The organism is Akkermansia sp. (assembly GCF_020860705.1).
Classification (GTDB): Bacteria; Verrucomicrobiota; Verrucomicrobiia; order Verrucomicrobiales; family Akkermansiaceae; genus Akkermansia.
The window spans coordinates 1-19,211 of the sequence record NZ_JAJBTT010000046.1; the positions used below are offsets into that span (position 1 = coordinate 1).

At 59.1% G+C, this 19,211-nt stretch carries 7 protein-coding genes; 3 read left to right on the forward strand and 4 right to left on the reverse strand.

The genetic code is table 11. The features are described from left to right. Positions 1-202: 202 nt before the first annotated feature. Positions 203-9,745, reverse strand: a complete 9,543-nt coding sequence (locus tag LIO64_RS10680) for an autotransporter-associated beta strand repeat-containing protein (RefSeq protein WP_290549434.1) — start codon at positions 9,743-9,745, stop codon at positions 203-205. Between the two features lie 605 nt (positions 9,746-10,350). On the opposite strand from LIO64_RS10680, the gene LIO64_RS10685 reads away from it, so the two are divergent. Genes LIO64_RS10685 through LIO64_RS10695 form a run of 3 tightly spaced genes read left to right on the forward strand, consistent with a single transcriptional unit; the run spans position 10,351 to position 14,349 of the window. Beyond that, positions 10,351-12,513, forward strand: coding sequence for an AMP-binding protein (locus LIO64_RS10685; protein ID WP_290549435.1), 2,163 nt, complete (start codon positions 10,351-10,353; stop codon positions 12,511-12,513). Between the two features lie 3 nt (positions 12,514-12,516). Further along, on the forward strand, positions 12,517-13,881 hold the full coding sequence (gene xseA, locus LIO64_RS10690) for an exodeoxyribonuclease VII large subunit (protein WP_290549436.1): 1,365 nt from the start codon (positions 12,517-12,519) through the stop codon (positions 13,879-13,881). A 51-nt stretch (positions 13,882-13,932) separates the two neighbouring features. Next, positions 13,933-14,349: a hypothetical protein gene (locus tag LIO64_RS10695; protein WP_290549437.1), complete on the forward strand. Its 417-nt coding sequence runs from the start codon at positions 13,933-13,935 to the stop codon at positions 14,347-14,349. Between the two features lie 379 nt (positions 14,350-14,728). Here LIO64_RS10695 and LIO64_RS10700 read toward each other — a convergent pair whose 3' ends face one another. The 3 genes from LIO64_RS10700 to LIO64_RS10710 all read right to left on the reverse strand — a co-directional run bounded on the left by LIO64_RS10700 (position 14,729) and on the right by LIO64_RS10710 (position 19,197). Beyond that, positions 14,729-16,321 carry a tetratricopeptide repeat protein gene (locus LIO64_RS10700; RefSeq protein ID WP_290549438.1) on the reverse strand — a complete coding sequence of 531 codons (1,593 nt, stop codon included), beginning with the start codon at positions 16,319-16,321 and terminating at the stop codon, positions 14,729-14,731. 78 nt (positions 16,322-16,399) lie between these two features. Continuing rightward, positions 16,400-18,067, reverse strand: coding sequence for a tetratricopeptide repeat protein (locus LIO64_RS10705; protein ID WP_290549439.1), 1,668 nt, complete (start codon positions 18,065-18,067; stop codon positions 16,400-16,402). A gap of 224 nt (positions 18,068-18,291) precedes the next feature. Then, on the reverse strand, positions 18,292-19,197 hold the full coding sequence (locus LIO64_RS10710; protein ID WP_290549440.1) for a hypothetical protein: 906 nt from the start codon (positions 19,195-19,197) through the stop codon (positions 18,292-18,294). Positions 19,198-19,211 lie beyond the last annotated feature (14 nt).

Below are 19,211 nucleotides of genomic sequence, written 5' to 3' on the forward strand. Positions count from 1 at the left end.
GTTAAGAGTTAAGAGTTAAGAGTTAAGAGTTAAGAGTTAAGAGTTAAGAGTTAAGGGTGGAGAGTGGAGAGTTGAGTTGCTATTAACTATTCCCTATTAACTGTTAACTAAAAAACAGAGCCGCTCCGGATCTTGTCCGGAACGGCCCTGGAAGTCCGGAGAGGGAAGTATCTCCACTCTCCTCTCTTAACCCTTAACTCTCTTAGAAGTCATACCGGTACCCCACGCTTCCGTTGAGGGAGTTGGCTCCGCTGCGGATGTCCGCGTTCCCGTTCACGAAGATCGTTCCCTTCGTTCCCACGGGTACACTCAAGCCCGCTCCGATTTGCAGCGCCGTCGTCCCTACCTTCGCTCCCCTCACCGTCTGCGTGTAGCCGGGGTTGGCCAGGAAGCCTACTCCCGTCTTGCCACGGTCGTCTCCCATGTCCTGGGCCGCATTCACTCGGAACTCTGCCAGCGCTTCACGTCCAAAGACATTGCTGCCTACCAGCCCCATCCACCGGCCGCCCAGTGCTACCGTTCCCGTCGTCCATTCCTGCTTGCCTACATTCAGCCCCGCATTTCCGGCTCCCGTTTCCGTGTAGCCGTCCATGCTCGTTTTCACGATGGAGGCGTTGAACAAAGGCTGCAGCACACTGCTCTTGTCTTCGTTGAGGTAGATGTCATAGGTCAGCTCATACATCGCTCCGAATCCCCACCCGTTGGTGTCTCCCTGCGTGCTGTAGCTGCCTTCCCCGTAGTTGACCGTACGGTTGAGTTTGGCGTCGTTCCAGCCTCCCGTCAGGATCAGCGTGTGCGCCCAGCGCTTGCTCTGGTAGCGCCCGAAGAGGTTGGCGTAGTAGCTGTCCAGGTGGCCGTCGGCGGAGTCCGCCGCGCTGGCCGTCAGGTCACCGTAGTTGGCCGTGAAGGCCGCTCCCATGGTGAAGTGGTTGCTGATGTCCACATCCATGCCCACGGTACCGCCCCAGGTAGTGAGCTGGTAGCCGCTTTCATCCCCCTTGGTGTCCAGCTTGGCGTAGGACCCCGTGCCTTCCATCCACATGTGGAAGTAGGGCATGTCTTCGTTGACATAGGAGGGGTTGACGCCCATCAGCGTAGTGCGGTTGCGGATCCAGCCCATCTGTTCGCGCAGGGCGTCTCGCTGGGCCGTGCCCAGGGCGTTTACCGTGCTGCCCGCTGCTGCTGCCATGGAATGAGCGGCCTGGGAGGTATTGCCCGACTGAATGTCGTTTCTGACCGCTTCCCGGAAGTCGCCAAGAACGGTGCCCTTGGGCGCGTCGCCGCGGCTGTTCCAGAGGAGGTTGGCCCCGGCTTCCGAGTTGGCCGTGTTGGCAGCTCCCAGGAAGGCGTTGTCTGTCTTGACCATGCCGGTAACGACAATCTTCCCGTTTTCCGAACGGATACCGAATTCCTGATAATAGAAGTCAAAGTAGCCTGAGGCTTCCACGGAAGCTCCGTTTGCCGTGACGGTGCCTCCCGCTCCCTGCGCATCCACCAGCGTGAAGTTGAGGTTGGCGGTCGGGTCCGCCGGGTCGTCGTAGTCTTCCAAACTGCCCAGGGAAACGGTAGTCCCGTCGAGATTGACGTCGCCAGCCTGCACCGTGATGACCGGGCCGGAGAAGAGGTCGTCCCGGTTGGTGTTGATCACCAGGTCCAGATTGGAACCTGCCAGGTTGAGACCGTTGGTCACCGTCAGCGCCGTGTTCACGGCATCCACTCCATCCCCCACCGGAGCCAGGCGCACATGCGTTCCGGAACCGGCGGTAAGCGTCTTGTAGGTCACGGAACCGTTGCCGCCTGGGGCGCCTATCAGTTCCAGCGTTCCCTTGGTGACGCTGAGGGCCTGGCCGGCCGCGCCGTTCCCCTTCAGGGTCTGCGTGCCCGTACCATTCATGGTGATGCTGCCGTCTCCGCTGAGCACTCCTTCATACAGGGCGTTTCCGGCTGTCGTGATTTCCAGAGCTGACCCGTTCTGGAGGGATCCGGTCCCCGTAAGGCCGGAGATGCTGTTGGCGGCGTTGCCGAGATTTAAGGAGGCATTGCCAGCAAGGTCCACCTGCACGCCGTCCAGCCTGGAGGTGCCGTTGAGCGCCAGGGAGGCGTTGTCCGCCACCAGGAGCTTGCCTTCCCCGGAAATGGTGCTGCTGGATAGTTCGGAGCCGGCGGCTCCGAGCGTCAGCTGGCCGTTCTTCCCGAGGGATAGCGCGCCCCCGTTGCCTTCATCCGTCACCGTTCCCGCTGCCGTCTTCCCGGTGATGTCCAGGGAAGAGAGATTGCCGGAGTTGGTGGAATTAAGCTTGATGAAACCAAGATCCGCCGTGCCGGAGAGCGTCAGTTTGCCCCCCTGCATTTCCAGCGTTCCGCCGGTGTTCACGGTTCCGGCAAGTTCCAGGGAGCCCGCTCCCGTTTTGGTGATGTTGGCCGTGCCGCCATTGATGGTTCCGGAGTATTTCGTGTCGGGTCCGGACGTATTCGGATCAGTTCCCAGCACCTCGTTATTCAGGATGACGGAAGCCGTCTTGTCATTGGTGCTGGTGATATTGATGACGCCGGAAGCCGCACCGGAGAGGTTGTTAACCGTCAGGCCGTCAGCCGCATTGTCCACGCCGGGGATATTGAGAGCCAGATTGCCGTCCACCATGACTGCACGGTATGGGTCCAGTTCGGAGTTGAGAGTGACCGTCCTGTCTTCACTTCCCACCGCGTAGATTTGCGTGGCGTCCCCCGTGATGCCGATGGAGCCTCCGTTGAGGCCCGTCACCGCAAAGCCCAGGCTTTCCAGCTGCGGGGTGAAGGTGGCCGTGCCGTAGCCCAGGATGCCGTTGGTCAGGTTGAACCACGCCGTACGATCGCCCGCTCCCCAGCTTTTCATGGCATTGATCACATCGGCGGACAGGGTAAGGGTAAGCGTTTCAATTTCCAACTGTGTTCCGTTCGCGTCAAACCGGATCATGGAGGCGCTTCCATCCAGATTCTGCTTCTTGGAAACGTTGCCCGTGCCCACCACCAGGCTGGCGCTGTCCAGGCTGGCAGCGCCTGCAATGCCGCTGATGACCGTTCCGGCATCCGTCATATTAATGGTCTTGAGAGCGGAACCGGAAAGGGAGCCCAGAGAGATGGAGCCAACGCCGGCGGCCGCGTTCACGGAGACGTTCTTGACGCCCTTGTAATTCTGGCCGCCCGTCAGGTTGCCCCCGGTAACGTTGAGCGCGGCTTTATAGCCATTAGCGCCGTTCTGGAAAGCAAGTGTGCCGGAAGCCAGCGTCAAGGTGCCCGCGTAATCCGCGCTGGCGGCCCCTACGCCCAGAGTACCCGTACCGGTTTTCAGCAGATTGCCGGATCCGGTGAAGGCGCCGTTGAGGGTGATGTTCCCGCCCGTGGTGTCCACTGTAGCGGTCTTGCCCGCAGCGGCATTGAGCACAACTCCTGCGGAGGCGGCCCAGGCCCCCGTAGCGTTAAGCGTGCCTTCTCCCAGCGTAAGGGTGCCGGATGTTCCGGTAATATCCCCGCCCAGCGTGAGCGTGCCGTTTCCGCTGAGGGTAATGCCGGAGTTGGAGCCATCCAGGAAGGAAGCTCCGGCCAGCACGGCCGTTCCGCCGATAATGTTCAAGTTGCCTGCCAGCGCGCCCTGGCCGTTGGCGCCGCCCAGATGAACGCCGCCGGAGGTGAGCGTCATACCTGTAAGCACGTTGACTGCGGAAGCCTGTGTATTGCCCCCCACCGTTCCGCCGCCGATTTGCAGCGTGGCGATGTTCTGGGAATGTTTCAGGTCCAGCGTCACGCCGTAGGTGACGTCAACGAGGTCGGCATTCAGCGCACCATTGACCGTAATGGTCCGGTTGGCCGTGGCCGCTCCGTAGCCGGACAGAACGATGCTGCCCCCGGCATTGCTGAGCGTGCCGCCGAGCGCATCATTTCCATTGACCGCCTTGACGAGCAGGGATCCTTCATCCGTTTTGGCAAGCGTTCCGGTGATGTTCTTGAGAATGCCGAAAAGGGCTATCTCAGAACCGCCGGAGAGGTTGAGGGTGGAACCGTTGGCCACGGTAATAATTCCCGAGAGCACCTTGGTATTCGCAATGCCCCCCAGCGCCACGGCTCCGTTTCCGGAAATGTTCCAGTTGAGACCCAGGAAGCTATCCTGCCCGGCCGTATCCACCGTCAGCGTGGTGCCGGCGCCGGAGGCTGCCAGCTTGACCGCGTCCCCGGCGTTTTTCTGCACCATGACCTGCGTCAGCGTTACGTTGCCAGAAGCCTGCAGGGTGCCCCCGCCAAAGATAATGGAGCCCGTTCCCAGCGCACCGTTGCCGTTAATGTCCACCACGCCGCCGTCCAGAGAGGTGGAACCGCCGTACGTATTGGCGGTGCGGATTACCAGCGTGCCGTCTCCCTTCTTGGTGAGGATGGTCGTGGCTCCTGTAATGTGTCCGGCTCCTTCAAAGGTGTAGGTGTTGGCGGCTCCGCTGTTGTTGACGATGATGGAAGACGGCGCCACGTCTCCCGTGATGGAGACGGTTTTGTTTTCCGCCGTGTTGTCAAAGATAAGGGGCTGCCCGTCCGTGCTCACCGGAGGCGCGCCCGCTCCCGCGTAAGTCCAGTTGCTGACGTCCCCTGCGCTCCACGTATTGGAGCCCTCCGTTCCGTTCCAGGTGAGCATGTCCGCGGTAGATTCAATCTTGAGCTGAAGCGTTTTGCCGTCCGCAGAGAGCCCCAGCATGTAGGTCAGTTCCGGATGGGTTTCATTGATGAGTTCTCCCACGTTGAAGGAACCCAGCGTCAGCGTTCCGGTTCCCACCGTCAGGAGGGAATAATCGCCGGAATCCACCAGAGACTCGTAATTGGAGAGGGTGAGGTTATGTGTCCCGGTGAGCGTCAGGCCTCCCGTAAGCGTCACCAGAGCGGTTCCTCCCGCAGAAAGCCCCGTCATGTCAAAGGTAAACGAGGAACCGGCGGCCATCGCCAGGCTTCCCGCCACATTGAGGCGGGAGTAGCTGCCCAGCGTCAGGCTGCCGATAGCTCCGCCATCGCTGGTGATCGCACCCGTGGAGAGTGCATCAGCGGCGGTGCCGGCCTTCACGCTGACCGCGTTCTTCAACGCATAATTGCCGATGTCCAGCGTTGCGCCGGAAGAGATGGAAACCGTGCTGGTCCCGAACGCTGCGGCGTTTCCGGCCGCCAGCGTTCCCGCTTCCGCATTGGTCGTGCCTGCATAGGTGTTGGCGCCGCTGAACGTCACTTTGCCCGTTCCCTTTTGAGTGATGGTGCCCGTACCGCCAATGGCGTTGGCCACCGTCTGATCTCCGTTTACCGCGTAAGTCAGGAAGGCGTCACCGTTGCCGCCAAGCGTCACGGCTCCTCCCCCCAGGGTTCCGGCTCCCGTCAGCAGGATTGTCCCTTCCTTGATCAGGGTTGCATTGGTATAGCTGCTGGCCTTGTTCAACTGGAGCACCCCGTTCCCCTGTTTGACCAGGTTGGTGCCGCTGCCTTCCGTGGCCACGATCACATCCAGCTTCAAATCAGCCGTGTTCGTGTCGTCCAGCGCAAAGTTCCCGCGGGCTATGTCAAAAACAGCCGTACCGCCGCGCAGGGTCAGAGCGTTCGCCTCGTCGGTGGCAGGAGCTCCTTCAGCTACGGAGAAAACGCTCATTCCGGTAGCGGACTGCTGCGTTACAAGGGTATTGGTGCCGCTGTACAAGTCGAAGCCGTTTAATCCTCCGCCTGCAATATTCAGAACCACCCGGCTGTTGTTGAACACCATTCTGGTAGAGGCCATCGTCGTGTTGCTGCCGCTGACATTCCAAGTGCCGTTGTTCAAGGTCAGCGTGCCGAAATTCCCACTGTTGTTGTAGCCGAACGGATCCCCTGCCGTGGTATTCAGCGTACCGCCGTTCACCATGAGGTTCCCGTAAAGAATGGACTGCGCGCCACTGTTGGGCCCCTTGCCGAGATTCAGGACCGCCCCCTCGCCCACCGTGGTCAAACTGGTTTTCGTCTGGGCGGCAGAAATTGTCAGGGCCGTTCCGCTACCCATCACTTCCAGATTGATGCCGGAGCCATTGGCCAAATTGGTTCCAAGCGTATTGGCGCCCCCGGAAGTAAAGGCGATCGTGCCTCCGTTGATCGTAGGCATGGTGGAACCGAGGATACCTACAATTCCACCCGTTACGCCAATTTCCAAGCGTCCCGTCCTGTCCACTGTCACCGTTCCGGTACCCAGGGCCATGTTCGCCTTCACGACAACGGTACCCTCCTTGATGTTCACCGCGCCGGAATAATCATTGTTGGTGCTGTTGAAGGTCACTTTCCCTTCCCCCAGCTTGGTCATGGCGCCGTTTCCGGAAAGCTTGCCTCCGTTATTGGTCAGTTCCAGATCCTTGCCGGCTCCATTGTTGAAGTAGATGGCCTTGGCTTCCATGTTGCCCGTCAGGACCACTTCTCCCGTATGGGCACCGTCAAACAGATACGTCTCCGTATTGTCCACGGCTCCGATCTGGTTGCCGTCCCAGACAATCACGCCATTCGCCATGCTCACGGTGACGGACACCGTCTTGCCCGCCGTATCCACGTTAAACTCGCCATGATACAAATCCGCCAGAGTTCCAGTCAGGGTCATGGAACCTTCATCCGCAAAGTTCCCGGCTGTCAGGTTGTCCCATCCGACTAGCGTATAGGTCCCAGCGGTCACATTGCCGTCAATATTCAGGCTCACGCCGGCATCCGCCCCCAGCTCCAGGTTGGCTACCGTCAGGATTGCGCCGCCCGGCGTCAGGGCGGCCCCGTCAACGGCCAGGGAGGCGGCACTGAGCGTCCCCGTCACCTGCTGGGAACGCAGGGCCGTCACCTTGGCGGAAGAAGCATTCAGCGTCCCGGCCAAAGCCGTATCCGCGTTCAAATACAGGTTGGCACCGGAAAGATTCAAGATTCCGGTAAAACCGGAGGCGTCACCACCCAGGGTCAAAGCCCCGGCATTGTTCCTGGTATTCACCGCCAGAGTTCCCGAGCCGCCTAGGCCGCCGAGCACCTTGAGGCTGTCTCCGCTCACGATGGTAGCCCTTCCGTTTCCAGACGTTTCCACGGATACCTTTCCATTGAGATTGACGTTCACGGTGGCACCGGTAAAGATGTTCAGCGTCGTAGCCGCATTCGTCCCTTTCAGGGTGATGTCCCCGGCCAGGGAAACGCCACCTGTGATCGTATTGGAGTTCAGGTTGCTGAAGGTGACAGTCACGGAATTCGCGCCGCCTCCCATCGTCACGTTCCCCTGCCCCCACGGAGTCAGGGTCTGTCCGGAAACGATCGACGCGTTTCCTATGTTATACGTCAGATTAACCACCCTGTCCGCAACAGTAGTAAGGATTTCCGTATCCCCGTCATAGGAGTTTTTCACCCATCCCGCGTTGAACCCCCACGCGTTATCACCATTGGAGAGGTGCGTAATCAACAATCCGCCCATACCGCTGATGGTTCCGTTAACGGAAGTGCTAGCTCCATTCGAAGATCCGGCTATGGTAGCCCTTCCGTCGACAGCATCCAGAACAATATTCATCGCGAAAGGGCCGCCTGAAGAATTTCCATTATATAAGTTAAGAATGGAGCCGGCGCCCATGGTCAATGTTCCCGTTCCATTAATTTTCCCATAGGCATGAGACACAGTCATCGCCGTATTGCTTCCGAGAACAATGTTCATACTGGACGTGTAGGCATTGCTGTCTCCCAACAGGAGTCCACCCTGTTCTATGACAAGCGTTGCTCCGTCCGAAGCATTGAATGCAGCAGCATTCAAATTCAAGTTGCCTGTGCCGGTCTTTGTCACCATACCGCCGATTCCTCCGTTCAAGGTAGAATCCCCTGCGCCGATGATCAGGGAGCCGTCCCCGCTATTCGTCAGCTTGCCGCCATAAGTTCCGGCGCCGAGCGTCAGGCTGCCGTCTCCCGTACGGGTGATATTCTGCTCCCATCCAGCCAGGGCAGTCCAGGCCACGGCATTCCCATTCGTATCCACCAGGATGGCATTGGAAGCCAGCGCATCCTTCTTGATCTGTCCGGAAATATCCGCCGTGATGCCCGCGCCATATTTGAGAGAGCCCCCATTAAAAATGATGTCGCCGCTGCCCAGAGCGTTGGCGTGCTGCATTTCCACCGTGCCGCCGCCCAGCAGGACTTCTCCGGAAAAACCGGCATTGTCCGTAGCGATGGACAAGGTTCCATCTCCGGTCTTCTGCAGCTTGGAGCTTCCCGTGAGGGAACCGGTTCCCGTCCACGTGTAATCGGTGGAATCCGCATTGACGACAATCAACTTCGGATTCACCGGTCCGGCGATGGTCACGGTCTGCGGCACATTGCCGGTCACGTCTCCGAAAACGACGCCGTTGCCATCGGCAAAGGCCAGCCCCGCATTCCACGGGGAATTTCCCGTTCCTCCCACCGTCCACGTATTATCTCCGCCGCCTGTCCAGGTCAGGGTCGTCACCTGCTCCACGACAAATTTCAGCACATTGTCCTCCGTGCTCCAGTTTCCCATAAAGCCGGTTCCCAACAGGATGGTATTGGTCAAATCTCCGGTGATGCCTCCCGTGGCATTGATCAGGTTATAGGTTCCCGCGCTCCAGCTCACGCCGTCGCTGTTTTCCAGCAGAAGGCTGCCGTTCACCGTCAGGGCTCCGTTCAGGGTCAGCAGCGCATTTCCATTTACCGTCATAGGAGCGGCGTCAATAAGCGTCCCGGCGCCCAGATTCAGGTTGCCGGTCATCGTGTTCTGCCCCCCCAGGGACAAAACGCCGGAGCCCATGGTCAGGCCGGCATTCTCATCCACGGCGGAAACGTCCAGGCTCACCCCTGCGGACAGGGCAAGCCCCCGGTAACCCGCGGAAATGCCGCCGATAGCCGCATTGCCCGTCACGGAAAGATTCTTGTTGGTTCCCATCCCGGAGGCATGGCTCACAATGAGGGTGCCACCTTTCAGCTCCACCCCTCCCGTGAAGGAAGAGGTATTGGCCAGAGTCAGCGTCCCGGCGCCGTCCTTGATCAAACTTCCATCTCCACGGAACACATTGTCATTATCCGTGGCCATGCTCCCGGCTCCGGTAATGGTCAGCACGCCGTTCAGCTGGACATAATGGGTAGCGTCAGCGGTAATTTTCATGGTGCTGGCGGCATTCACCACCTCCACCGTGCCCCCGCCCGCCGCTACCGTCAGTCCATTGCCGAACGTACCGTCGGTTGCCTTGGTAATTTCCAGGCGCCCGTTGTTCAGGGTCCAGTACTCCGTGTTAACAGCCATGGACCCCAGCCCGGCGCCGTCATAGGTATATTCCCCCACGCGCAAGGTGCCGCCGTTGGTCACGGTTACCTGGTAACGGGTGTAATTATCCCCCGTCATGCTGAGACTGGCTCCCGGAGAGCTCAAATCCAGCGTGGCACCGTTAATGGTCAGGGTCTTGGAGACGGTGCCGCTGCCCACTACCACGGTGGGCGCCGTTTCAATCTTGAAAATTCCGCCGCCGGTAATGGTAAGACTGTTGTTACCAATGTTGAACGCCCCCGCCGCCTGGGTAAGGGTTTTTCCGGACTCAATGGTCAGCGTTAAATTGTCCGCTCCGATGGTGGTGTCTTCATTCCACGTAACGTCCGTATCAAAAACCTGGTTCTCCGTAATGGTGAGGGGGGCGGCATGAACGGAGGCAGGCCATACGGCGCAACAGGCGAGCAAAGCGGACAACAAATTCAAGGGCAAATGCAGCTTCATAAAAAAATAACTTATTATAAATAGATTAACAAACGTGTGGTCTTTTAGCAGAGATGAGATACGCTATTAAGCAAATGGAATATCGGATTTGAAATCCGGTGTCAATCTGGAAATAACGTTCCCAAGGTTTTAAATTATCCCCATCCTTTTGTTTCCCTCTCTTCACCTCGGAAAAATCATCCATTTTATTCAAATAGAAACCCCAATAGGAATATCAATAATATCTATTTATAAACACATTACTATCTTTTCGTAATTTTCTTCCAGAACAATATCTCCCCTTGTCCGGATTTCAAATCCGCTTCTTTTCCCTTACATTTTTTCCTTGAAGAGCATGGCTTTGCTGCAACGCATGCGGCCGTCCCGGTCCAGATAACTCCCTCATGCAAACAGGGATGCATCTTCTTTCTTCATCCGGTACGCCGGCGCCCCACCCCGGAATTCCCATAAAAACCATTCCGCACACATAAAAATCCATTCAGCTGCCGCAGCAGCTTTTCAAACAGGCACACGTCACAAGAAGAGAGGCAGGAAGGATCCTTTCCTTCTTGCCCTCGGCACAACAACTTGCTAGCATGCGCCAAGCGAGTTTTCCCTCTTTTTCCATGGCCATTTTCGGTACCTCCCATCTGTCCGACGCCGGCGACCTGCTGATTTTCAACAAGCTGTCCCATAAAACCCTGCTCATGTTCGAAAAAGAACTGGGCAGAGACCGCATCACCTATCTGGTGGAGGAAGCCCTCCCGCCGGATGCGGCCATCGCGGCCCATCTGGAATCCACCAGGGCGGACGGCATCCTGTTCCGGGCGGAGACCAGTGATCCCATCGCCCTGCGCGCGACGATTATGGAACGCATCAACCAGGGCCGCCGGGTGGTTTTCCTGCCCGGTCCGGTGGCGCATATCAAGGGGTCCATCTGCCAAATTCCGCCGCGGGTGATGAAAACCCTGGGCGCCCTCCATATTTCCCCCATACCCGTATATGTGGGCTTCTACACCAGCTCCGTGCTGGATGCGGAAGCGGATACGGACGCGCAGGCGGATATTCAGATACACATTCTTCCCAAGCTGGCTCCCGGAGCGGAAATGGCGGCGCGCCTGACTTCCGCGTGGCTGGAATGTTCCGCCCAGGCTTACGCCACGCTGCCCCAGCTCCACGGCTCCCTGTCCGCCCTGCTTTTCCGCAGTCTCAAGCTCCATTCCGACTGCCGGGTGATTGACGGCATTGACGATACCACGCTGACCTACGGCCAGCTGCTGGCCATTTCCGCAGCCTTCGCCAAACGCCTGAAAAAGATCACCACCAACCGCCGCGTGGGCATTATCCTGCCGCCCGGCAAGGGAGCGGCCATTGCCAACCTGGGCTGCCTGTTCGCCGGGAAAACGCCGGTGAATTTCAACTATTCCTCCTCGGAAGGGGCTTTTGCCAGTTCCGTCAAGCAGTCCGGCGTGGACTGGTTCATCACGGCGGATACCTTCATGCGCAAGCTCCAGAATTTTCCCTGGCCCCCCCAGCGGGACCTGATCCTCATGGAAAGGGAGCTTCCCCTGCTCAAGGGTTCCGCCAAACGATGGGGACTGGCCATCAAATTCCTGACCGCCGGCTTCATGATAAAAAAGCTGGGCCTGGACAAGCCCACGGGCGCGGATGAAGCCGTGCTGATGTTTACTTCCGGCTCTTCCGGAGAACCGAAGGGCGTGCCGCTGACCCACCACAACCTGCTTTCCAATATCTCCCAGTGTTCCTCCCGCATCACACTGGCCCCGCAAAGCAGGTTCCTGGGCAGTCTGCCCGTGTTCCACTGCTTCGGCATCACCATCGGCCTGTGGTACCCGATGATCGGAGGGTACGACATGGTCACCTATCCCTCCCCGCTGGAAGCCAAGCGCCTGGGCGCCCTGATCAAGCAGTACGGCATCAGCCTGGTGGTGACCACGCCCACCTTCCTGCGCGGATTCATGAAGCGCTGCGAGCCGGATACCTTCAAAACCGTTCGCTACCTGATCGTAGGCGCGGAGAAGCTGCCGGACGATCTTTCCGCCGCTTTCCGGGAGAAATTCGGCACCACTCCGTGTGAAGGCTACGGCCTGACGGAGGCTTCCCCCGTCTGTTCCGTCAATTTCATTGACCCGGCCCCCTCCAATGCAGCCGGGGACTTCATTCCCGGCATGAAGAAAGGCTCCGTGGGAGCCCTGCTGCCGGGCATCGCCGTCCGCATCACCAGCCCGCATACGGGCCGCGTGGTGCCCGTCACGACTTCCGGCATGATCTGGCTGAAGGGCCCGAATATCTTCCCCGGCTATCTGGGCGGTCCGGAGGCCGACCGTGACATATTCGTGGATGGCTGGCTAAAAACCGGGGACATAGGCTCCGCGGACGAATTCGGCTTCCTGAAGATCGAAGGCCGCATTTCCCGCTTTTCCAAAATAGGCGGGGAGATGGTGCCCCATGAAGCCCTGGAATCCGCCATTATGAATATCTGGAACCTGGATCCGGCAGACGAGGAACGGCGCATAGCCGTCGTCACCATTCCGGACCCCGTCAAGGGGGAGGCCGTCGCCCTGCTCACCACGCTGGTGACGGATTACGTGCACCAGGCGCGCACCCTGATCAGGCACGGCCTGATCGACCAGGGGCTGCCGGCCCTGTGGTGCCCCAAGGAGATCATTCCCGTGGAGCATATTCCGGTGCTGCCGTCCGGCAAGCTGGACATCAAGCAATGCAGGATGCTGGCGTATGAAGCGCTGAATATCCCCTTTGAACCATAATTTATGGAATTCCCGGAGGAAACGCCCGCCGCTCCCAGGCCCATCACGGTCAAACAGCTTGTTTACCGCCTGAGGGATACGGTCAGCATTGCCGTGGGCACGCAATGGGTGGTGGGGGAACTGAGCAACGTCAAGCACCATACCAGCGGCCACGTTTACTTCACGCTGAAGGAACAGGGAGCGGAAATTTTCTGCGCCTTTTTCAAGGCGGCGGCCTCCAGGTGCCCCATACGGCTCCAGGAAGGGATGAAAGTCCATGTGCTGGGAAGCGCTACCGTGTATCCGGACAGGGGCCAGCTTCAGCTGGTCATCAGGCAGGTGAAAGCCGCCGGACAGGGAGACCTGCAGGCCCGTTTTCTGGAATTGAAGGAAAAACTCCAGCGGGAGGGATTGTTTGACGCAGAACGCAAAAAGAGCATTCCAGCCTTCCCCCGCGCCATCGGCATCATCACCTCCCCTACCGGCGCCGTCATCCAGGACATACGCCACGTGCTGGAACGCCGCGCCCCGTGGGTGAAGGCCTACCTGCTGCCCGTGCGCGTCCAGGGGACGGGCGCGGAGCACGAGATAGCCGCCGCCGTCCGCGCCTGGTCCCGCTCTTCCCTCAACGGACTGCCGCCCGTGGATGTGCTCATCGTGGGCCGCGGCGGCGGCTCCATTGAAGACCTGTGGAATTTCAATGAGGAGACGGTGGCGCGCGCCATTTACGAATGTACCGTTCCCGTGATTTCTGCGGTGGGCCATGATACGGATTTCACCATTGCGGATTTTGTGGCGGACCTGCGCGCGCCCACCCCCACTGCAGCCGCGGAACTCGCTACGCCGGATGGACCGGAATGGCTCCGCAAGCTGGACAGAATGGAAGAGGCCCTTCACGCCTCCGCCCGGCATTCCCTGTTGCGTTCCAAGCTGAAACTGGATGTTTACCTGCGCGGAAAACTGCTGGATGCGGATTCCCTGCTCTCCCCCTACGCCCAGCGCCTGGACGACATGGAAGAAACCCTGCTGAATGCGACCGCCACGCGCATTTTTCAACATACGCTCCGTATCAACCAGCTGGAACACCAATTGCAAATGCGCCATCCCGCCCACCGCAACAGGGAGAGAGCGCAGCTCCTGGCCACCCTCCAGGCCGGATTGACCCATGCCGCAACCGCACGCATGGCGGACTTTTCTTCACAACTGGCTCTTCTTCAAGCCCGGCTGGAAGCTCACAGTCCGGAACAAACGCTGCGCCGCGGGTACGCTCTGGTAGAAAACCAGGATAAACAACTCATCCGGCAGACGAACCAGGTGCATGCAGGAGAAAAATTGAAAATCCGTGTCTCCGACGGTTGTTTTTTTGTCAAGGATGACACACCGCAATAAGCTGGTCACAAGCGCCTAAAAGTGCATTTTTTGCACTCAATCTAACAAATTGTGTTTTTTCTGGATTTTACAGGAAATGGCACCTATCCTAATAGAAGCCTGTCACTGCTCCTATTACCCGGTCCCATAACTTCTGTACATATGCCTTGTAAAAACATCACCCGCTACACTTACGAAACGACGGCCTTTCAAGGCTATCGGTTGGCGATCTGTAAGAACAAGCGTTTGTTCACCCGTTATTTCTCCGATTCTCAATACGGGGGTGCTGATGCGGCGCTTCAGGAAGCAATGAGAGTGAGAGATAACATTTTCACACTTTTTGAACAGGGCAACCTGACGGTTAGCCAAATTTTCGCAAAATATACCGTGCGTTCACGCAGGCAGTCCGCCGCTGACCGCCGTGAAAAAATGATCCACGGAAAAAGGGCTCTGGGCCACGTGCGGCAGAAAGCCAAACTCCGCGGCTGAGACATCCAGGGAAGTTGTTTTCCACTCCAGCAGAGGAGTTCCCTGCATGTACCGGAAATGTGACATCCGGTCAAGGTGGTGCACGCTCTTGTTGCTTCAACAGGCCCCGCTCCGTTCGGGAGGCGGGAATGCGTTGATGCATGCAGCAAGGGAGACGATCATCCACACCACAGCGGCCCATTTCGCCATGTTGTGAAACGGGAAAAGCCCGGGACGGCCCAACAAAGGCGCTCCCAGTATCAATGCGGCGCCGCCGGACAGGCGATGAAAGGCCTGCAACACGCTGTCAACATGCAGCCCATACGCTTTCTTCTTCCGCCTGGCCACCTGTAAAACTTCCCGTCCTGTGGGACGGAAAGCCTGCTGAAAAGGGCTTCAATTATCTGCGGCGGCGGCGCGAAGCGGGCTTTTCCTGTTCTTCCGCAGGAACTTCCCCTATCTTTGCCATGACCCTGCGGGCTTCCGTGGTCCTGTTCTGTTTGAGACACACGGCGGCCCAGCCGCGGTGAATTTTCTTATAAAGTTCTTCCGACTGGATGGAAGCCAGGTTGTCCTGAAGCTTCGCCTTGTCCTCCTGGCTCAGCGCATCCCACTCCTCCACCAGCTTTCCATACTGGGCCTCCGCGAGCGCCCATTGTTCCCTGCCAGCGCTTATCTCCGCCTGAAGGTTCAGAATAACGGGCTGGAGCGCCTGGACAAACGTGGTGTTTTCACGGGCCACTTTCATCGCCTGGTCCAGGTACTTCACGGCCTGGTCGTAATCCCGCGCCTTCAGGAAGGCGGCGGCCATGTTCACCTCCTCATAAGCCCGTTTCACCAGGGCTTCCGCCTGACCGTATTTCTCAAGCTGGGAACGCAGGGCTGCAATGTCCTGGCTCAGGCTGGAGCCGCTGAGAATGCGCGGCGCATCCACCCCCAGCGTCATGGCTGCCCCTTCCGCGCGGGACAGCAGGCGGGAGGCCTCCTTCAAATCCCCCATTTGCATCCTCACCTGCGCCAGGGCCAGCATCGTCTCCGGCGTGCAGTCCATCTCCGTCTCCGAGGCGCGGAAACAGATCAAGGCGGCTTCCAGACGGTCTGCCATGGCTTTCAGTTCCGCCTGGGAATACTTCCGGCGCGCATGGAGCGGCATATTCAGTTCATTCAGGATAATGCGCCCCATGTCCGGACTGGCGGTCAGGCGGAATTTGGTGAGCAGTTCCCGGGCGATGGCGCTTCCCGTGCTGCCGGGCTGCCCCGTGGCCTTGTCCGGCAGGGTATCCTGCAGCAGCAGGATCTTTACCATGCTTTTCACGTCCTCCGGCTTTTGCAGCATGCTTCTCATGACAGGAGAAGAGGCCTGGCCGCATAATGCGGAAAAGCGCTCAAACCTGGCCTGGTCATACGCATAATGGGCCAGCGGTTCCAGACACGCGAGACGGGTGGAAACCTGGTCCTCCGGCGTATTTTTCAGGATCACCTCATAAAGCTTTTCCGCCGTGGCGTCATGCTTGCGGGCGGCAAATTCCCGCGCCCAGTTCAGGCTGACGCCCAGAAGGCGCTTCCTGTCCTCCTCCGTCATGGAAGCGGAAGCGGACAGCTTTTTTTCCAGCAGGGCCGCCAGCATGGGTTCAGACTCCTTCATCATGCCGCGCCTGTCCATTTCCACCGCCAGCAGCCATGCAAAGGAATCCCGAGCCTCCGGGGAGTTCATCCATTCCACCTGCTTGTCCACGGAGGACGCCAGCTGCGCCAGTTCCGCATCAGTGCCGTTCCAGGAGGCCAGCATGCCCTGCAAATGGCCCATGGCCTGGGTCTGGCTGTGCACCTCATGGATGGTCGGCTTGAACCATCCCTCAATCGTGGGCCAGTACTGGATGTATCCGAACCAGAGGCCCCCCAGCACCATCAAAAAGAGAACCGGCTTCCAATAAGACTTTTTTTTGCGTGAGGGACGGTAGGGTTTGTTGGAAAAATGACGCTCGGAACTCATGCAGGCATTGAGCCAAAAAAACGGCACAAATCAAGCAAAATAAATACCTCGCAACGTCTTACGGAGGCCAGGCGGATCCTACCGCCGGGAAGCTCTGGCGCTGCCGGACGGCCTGCGCCCGGGGGAGGCGATGCGCACGCGGGGGAAGCCGGATTCCTTCCAGCAGGCATCCGCCTTCCCCTTCATGCCCAGTTCATCGTAACAGCGGCCCAGCTGCTTGTAATTCTCCGACCGCTGCTCCCCTTCCAGCATGGGGAGCACCGCTTCAAAGGCATCCACGGCCTCCTTCCACTGTTCCCCGTCGCACAGGGCGTATGCCTTGCATAAATAGGACTGCACCAGCAGGTTCCTGCGCTCCGGCCCTTCCCCGCATTTCAGCAGGAACTCCACGGCTCCGGCGTAGGCGTTCAGGGCGCCTTCCCGGTCCCCCGACATGTCGCTGGCCAGGCCCAGGGAATAGTAAACGCGGCCCAGGGACAAGGCGTCCGAAGCAAAATGGGATTCCCGCAGCTGAATGGCCTTTTGAAGGTTTTCCCGGGCTTTGTCTCCCTCTCCGGCGTCCAGCCATGCTTTGCCCAGCCCTTCCAGGGACTGGGCGGAAATGACAGGAGAAGCCGCGCTGTTGCCGATGGCCTTCAGGAAATCTGATCGGGCTTCCGGCGCGGCCTTGCGCATGATATTCACCCATCCACGCTGATCATACAATCCGGCCCAGAAGGCATGGTCCTCCGGCAGTACGCCGCGGGCGGCGCCTTCCGCCTGGTAAAGATAGGCCAGGGCTTCCTCATAATTTCCCTGTTCCGTGGAAATGCGCGCCAGCCCGCGCAGCGCGTTAAGGCAGTCATTCAGCAGATAGGAGGCGTTCTCCGAACCGGAAAGCCCCTTTAAAAACAACTCCCGCGCCTCATCATTCCTGCCTGCCTCCAGCATGGCCTCACCCATGCTGATGCTTGCCAGGGCCAGGTCACCGGTCGTCTTGTCCGGCTGCGGGCACAAGGCCAGGGCTTTCTTGAAATATGCGCGTGATTCCGGAATGCGCCCCGTGGCGCGAGCAAGCCTGCCCTGGGCGGCCAGAAGCCTGGACCTGACCGGGAGGGCATCCGCTCCCAGGCGGGCGGCGGCGTCCACGGCACGCTGCAACAGGGTATTCGCCTCATCATTCCTGTTCAGCATCTGGTCAATGGAGCTCATGGTCTGGAGGGAGCGAACCAGTTCCGCAGCCATTCCCTCCTTCTCATATCCTTCTACGGCCGTCTTCAGGTAATCATAGGCCGGAGAATACTGGTGCTCCTCCAGAAGAGCCTTCGCCACGGCGTCCGCACGGGGAGCCCACAGCTGGTAACGCCCTGCGGCGTACCCGGCGTCAATCAATTCCCTGGCGACGGGGAGTGCGCGGGCCACGCCGTCACGGCTGATCAACTCACGGGAGAGTCCCCAGGCAGTTTCCGTCCGCAACTCCGGATCCCTGATCCACGCCAGCCTCTCCTCCCGGTTGTCCAGTATACCGGCCAGGCTCTCACGGGAGGCAAATACATCCGCCATGAAACGGGACAAATTCTGCATGGCTTTTTCATCACTCTTCTGCACCACCACCGGCGGGGTAGTCAGCAGCCCTTCATCATAACCGATGCGGTACGCCATGTGGTACGTCAGGAACTCCAACAGCAGCACAAGCACGCACAAGCACAGGGCAATCAGCCATTTGGTACGCGAAGACAGGGGTTTTAAAGGAGAAGAGGCCTGCATAACAAGTGCATAACGTTACCGGGCGTTCCCTGAATTTCAAGCTTTTTGCTTGGAAAGGGGCCTCCGCCATGCACCCAGGCAGCCGGCAGACCTCCGTCCACAGTTTCCCCGACGGCGGCCGGGATCAGGTGCAGGGGGGGACTGTCCTTCCGCCTTTTCTCCCTTTCCAGCCATCCGTGGCCGCATTTTCCAAGGGTGTTTCCCCTGGAATCCGGGACGCCGCGCTAGCTCCCTCCGGCCGTTTTACGCTTCCGCTCGGAAGCACGGTACAGCTGCCAGGCATTCCACAGATTATGCCACAGCACGTAAAACGTGGGGCCCAGCGCGGCAATGGGGCTGGAATAAGTCAGCGCCAGGTAAATGGACAGCGTCGTATTCTTCTGACCCAGGGCCTGGCTGCCCTCTGCGGCGCGGGCACGCCCACCCAGTAAATGTCCCAGCCCGAAGTTGATCACGCAGACCAGCAGCGCAATAACGCCGATCTGTTCCAGCACGCGGTCTGAAATGCCGTCACGGGAGGAAATATCATAAGAGGCGTTTGCCGCGATCAGCACCAGAATCACCACCCAGATGCCGAAGGTGACATCCTTCAGTTTCCGCGGCCACGCAATGGCGCGCGGATAAAAACGCCGCGCCGCCAGCGCCAGCACCAGCGGCAGAAGCATTACCAGGGAGATATTCTGGGCCACGTTCAGGTAAATCTCAAAGCCGCCCTTCCCCACGACCGCAGGCAGAATAAAAGGCAGCAGGGCGCAAATGACGCCGTTGAGCAGCAGAAGGGCGGTCAGCATGAACTCCACGCTGCCGCCCAGCAGCCCCATCACCACGGGAGCCGCCGTAGCCGTGGGCATGATGCCCACGAAGAAAGCCGCCTCCGCCAGGTACCCTTCCCCGAAAAGGAGACGGCACACGCCCCAGGCCGCCAGGGCCACCAGCAGATTGGCCCCCACCAGTAGCCAGTGCGTCCGCTCCGGCTTCATCCGTTTGAAGCGGATGCCCAGGAACGTCACAAACAGCATGCCTATCAGCATCCATTTGAACGTCCAACTGTACACATGCAGGCCGGGCATCATATACCCCGCAATAAAGGCCACCACAATGGCAAACGTGCGGATGAGGGACTTGAACATGAACTCCGGAGGCA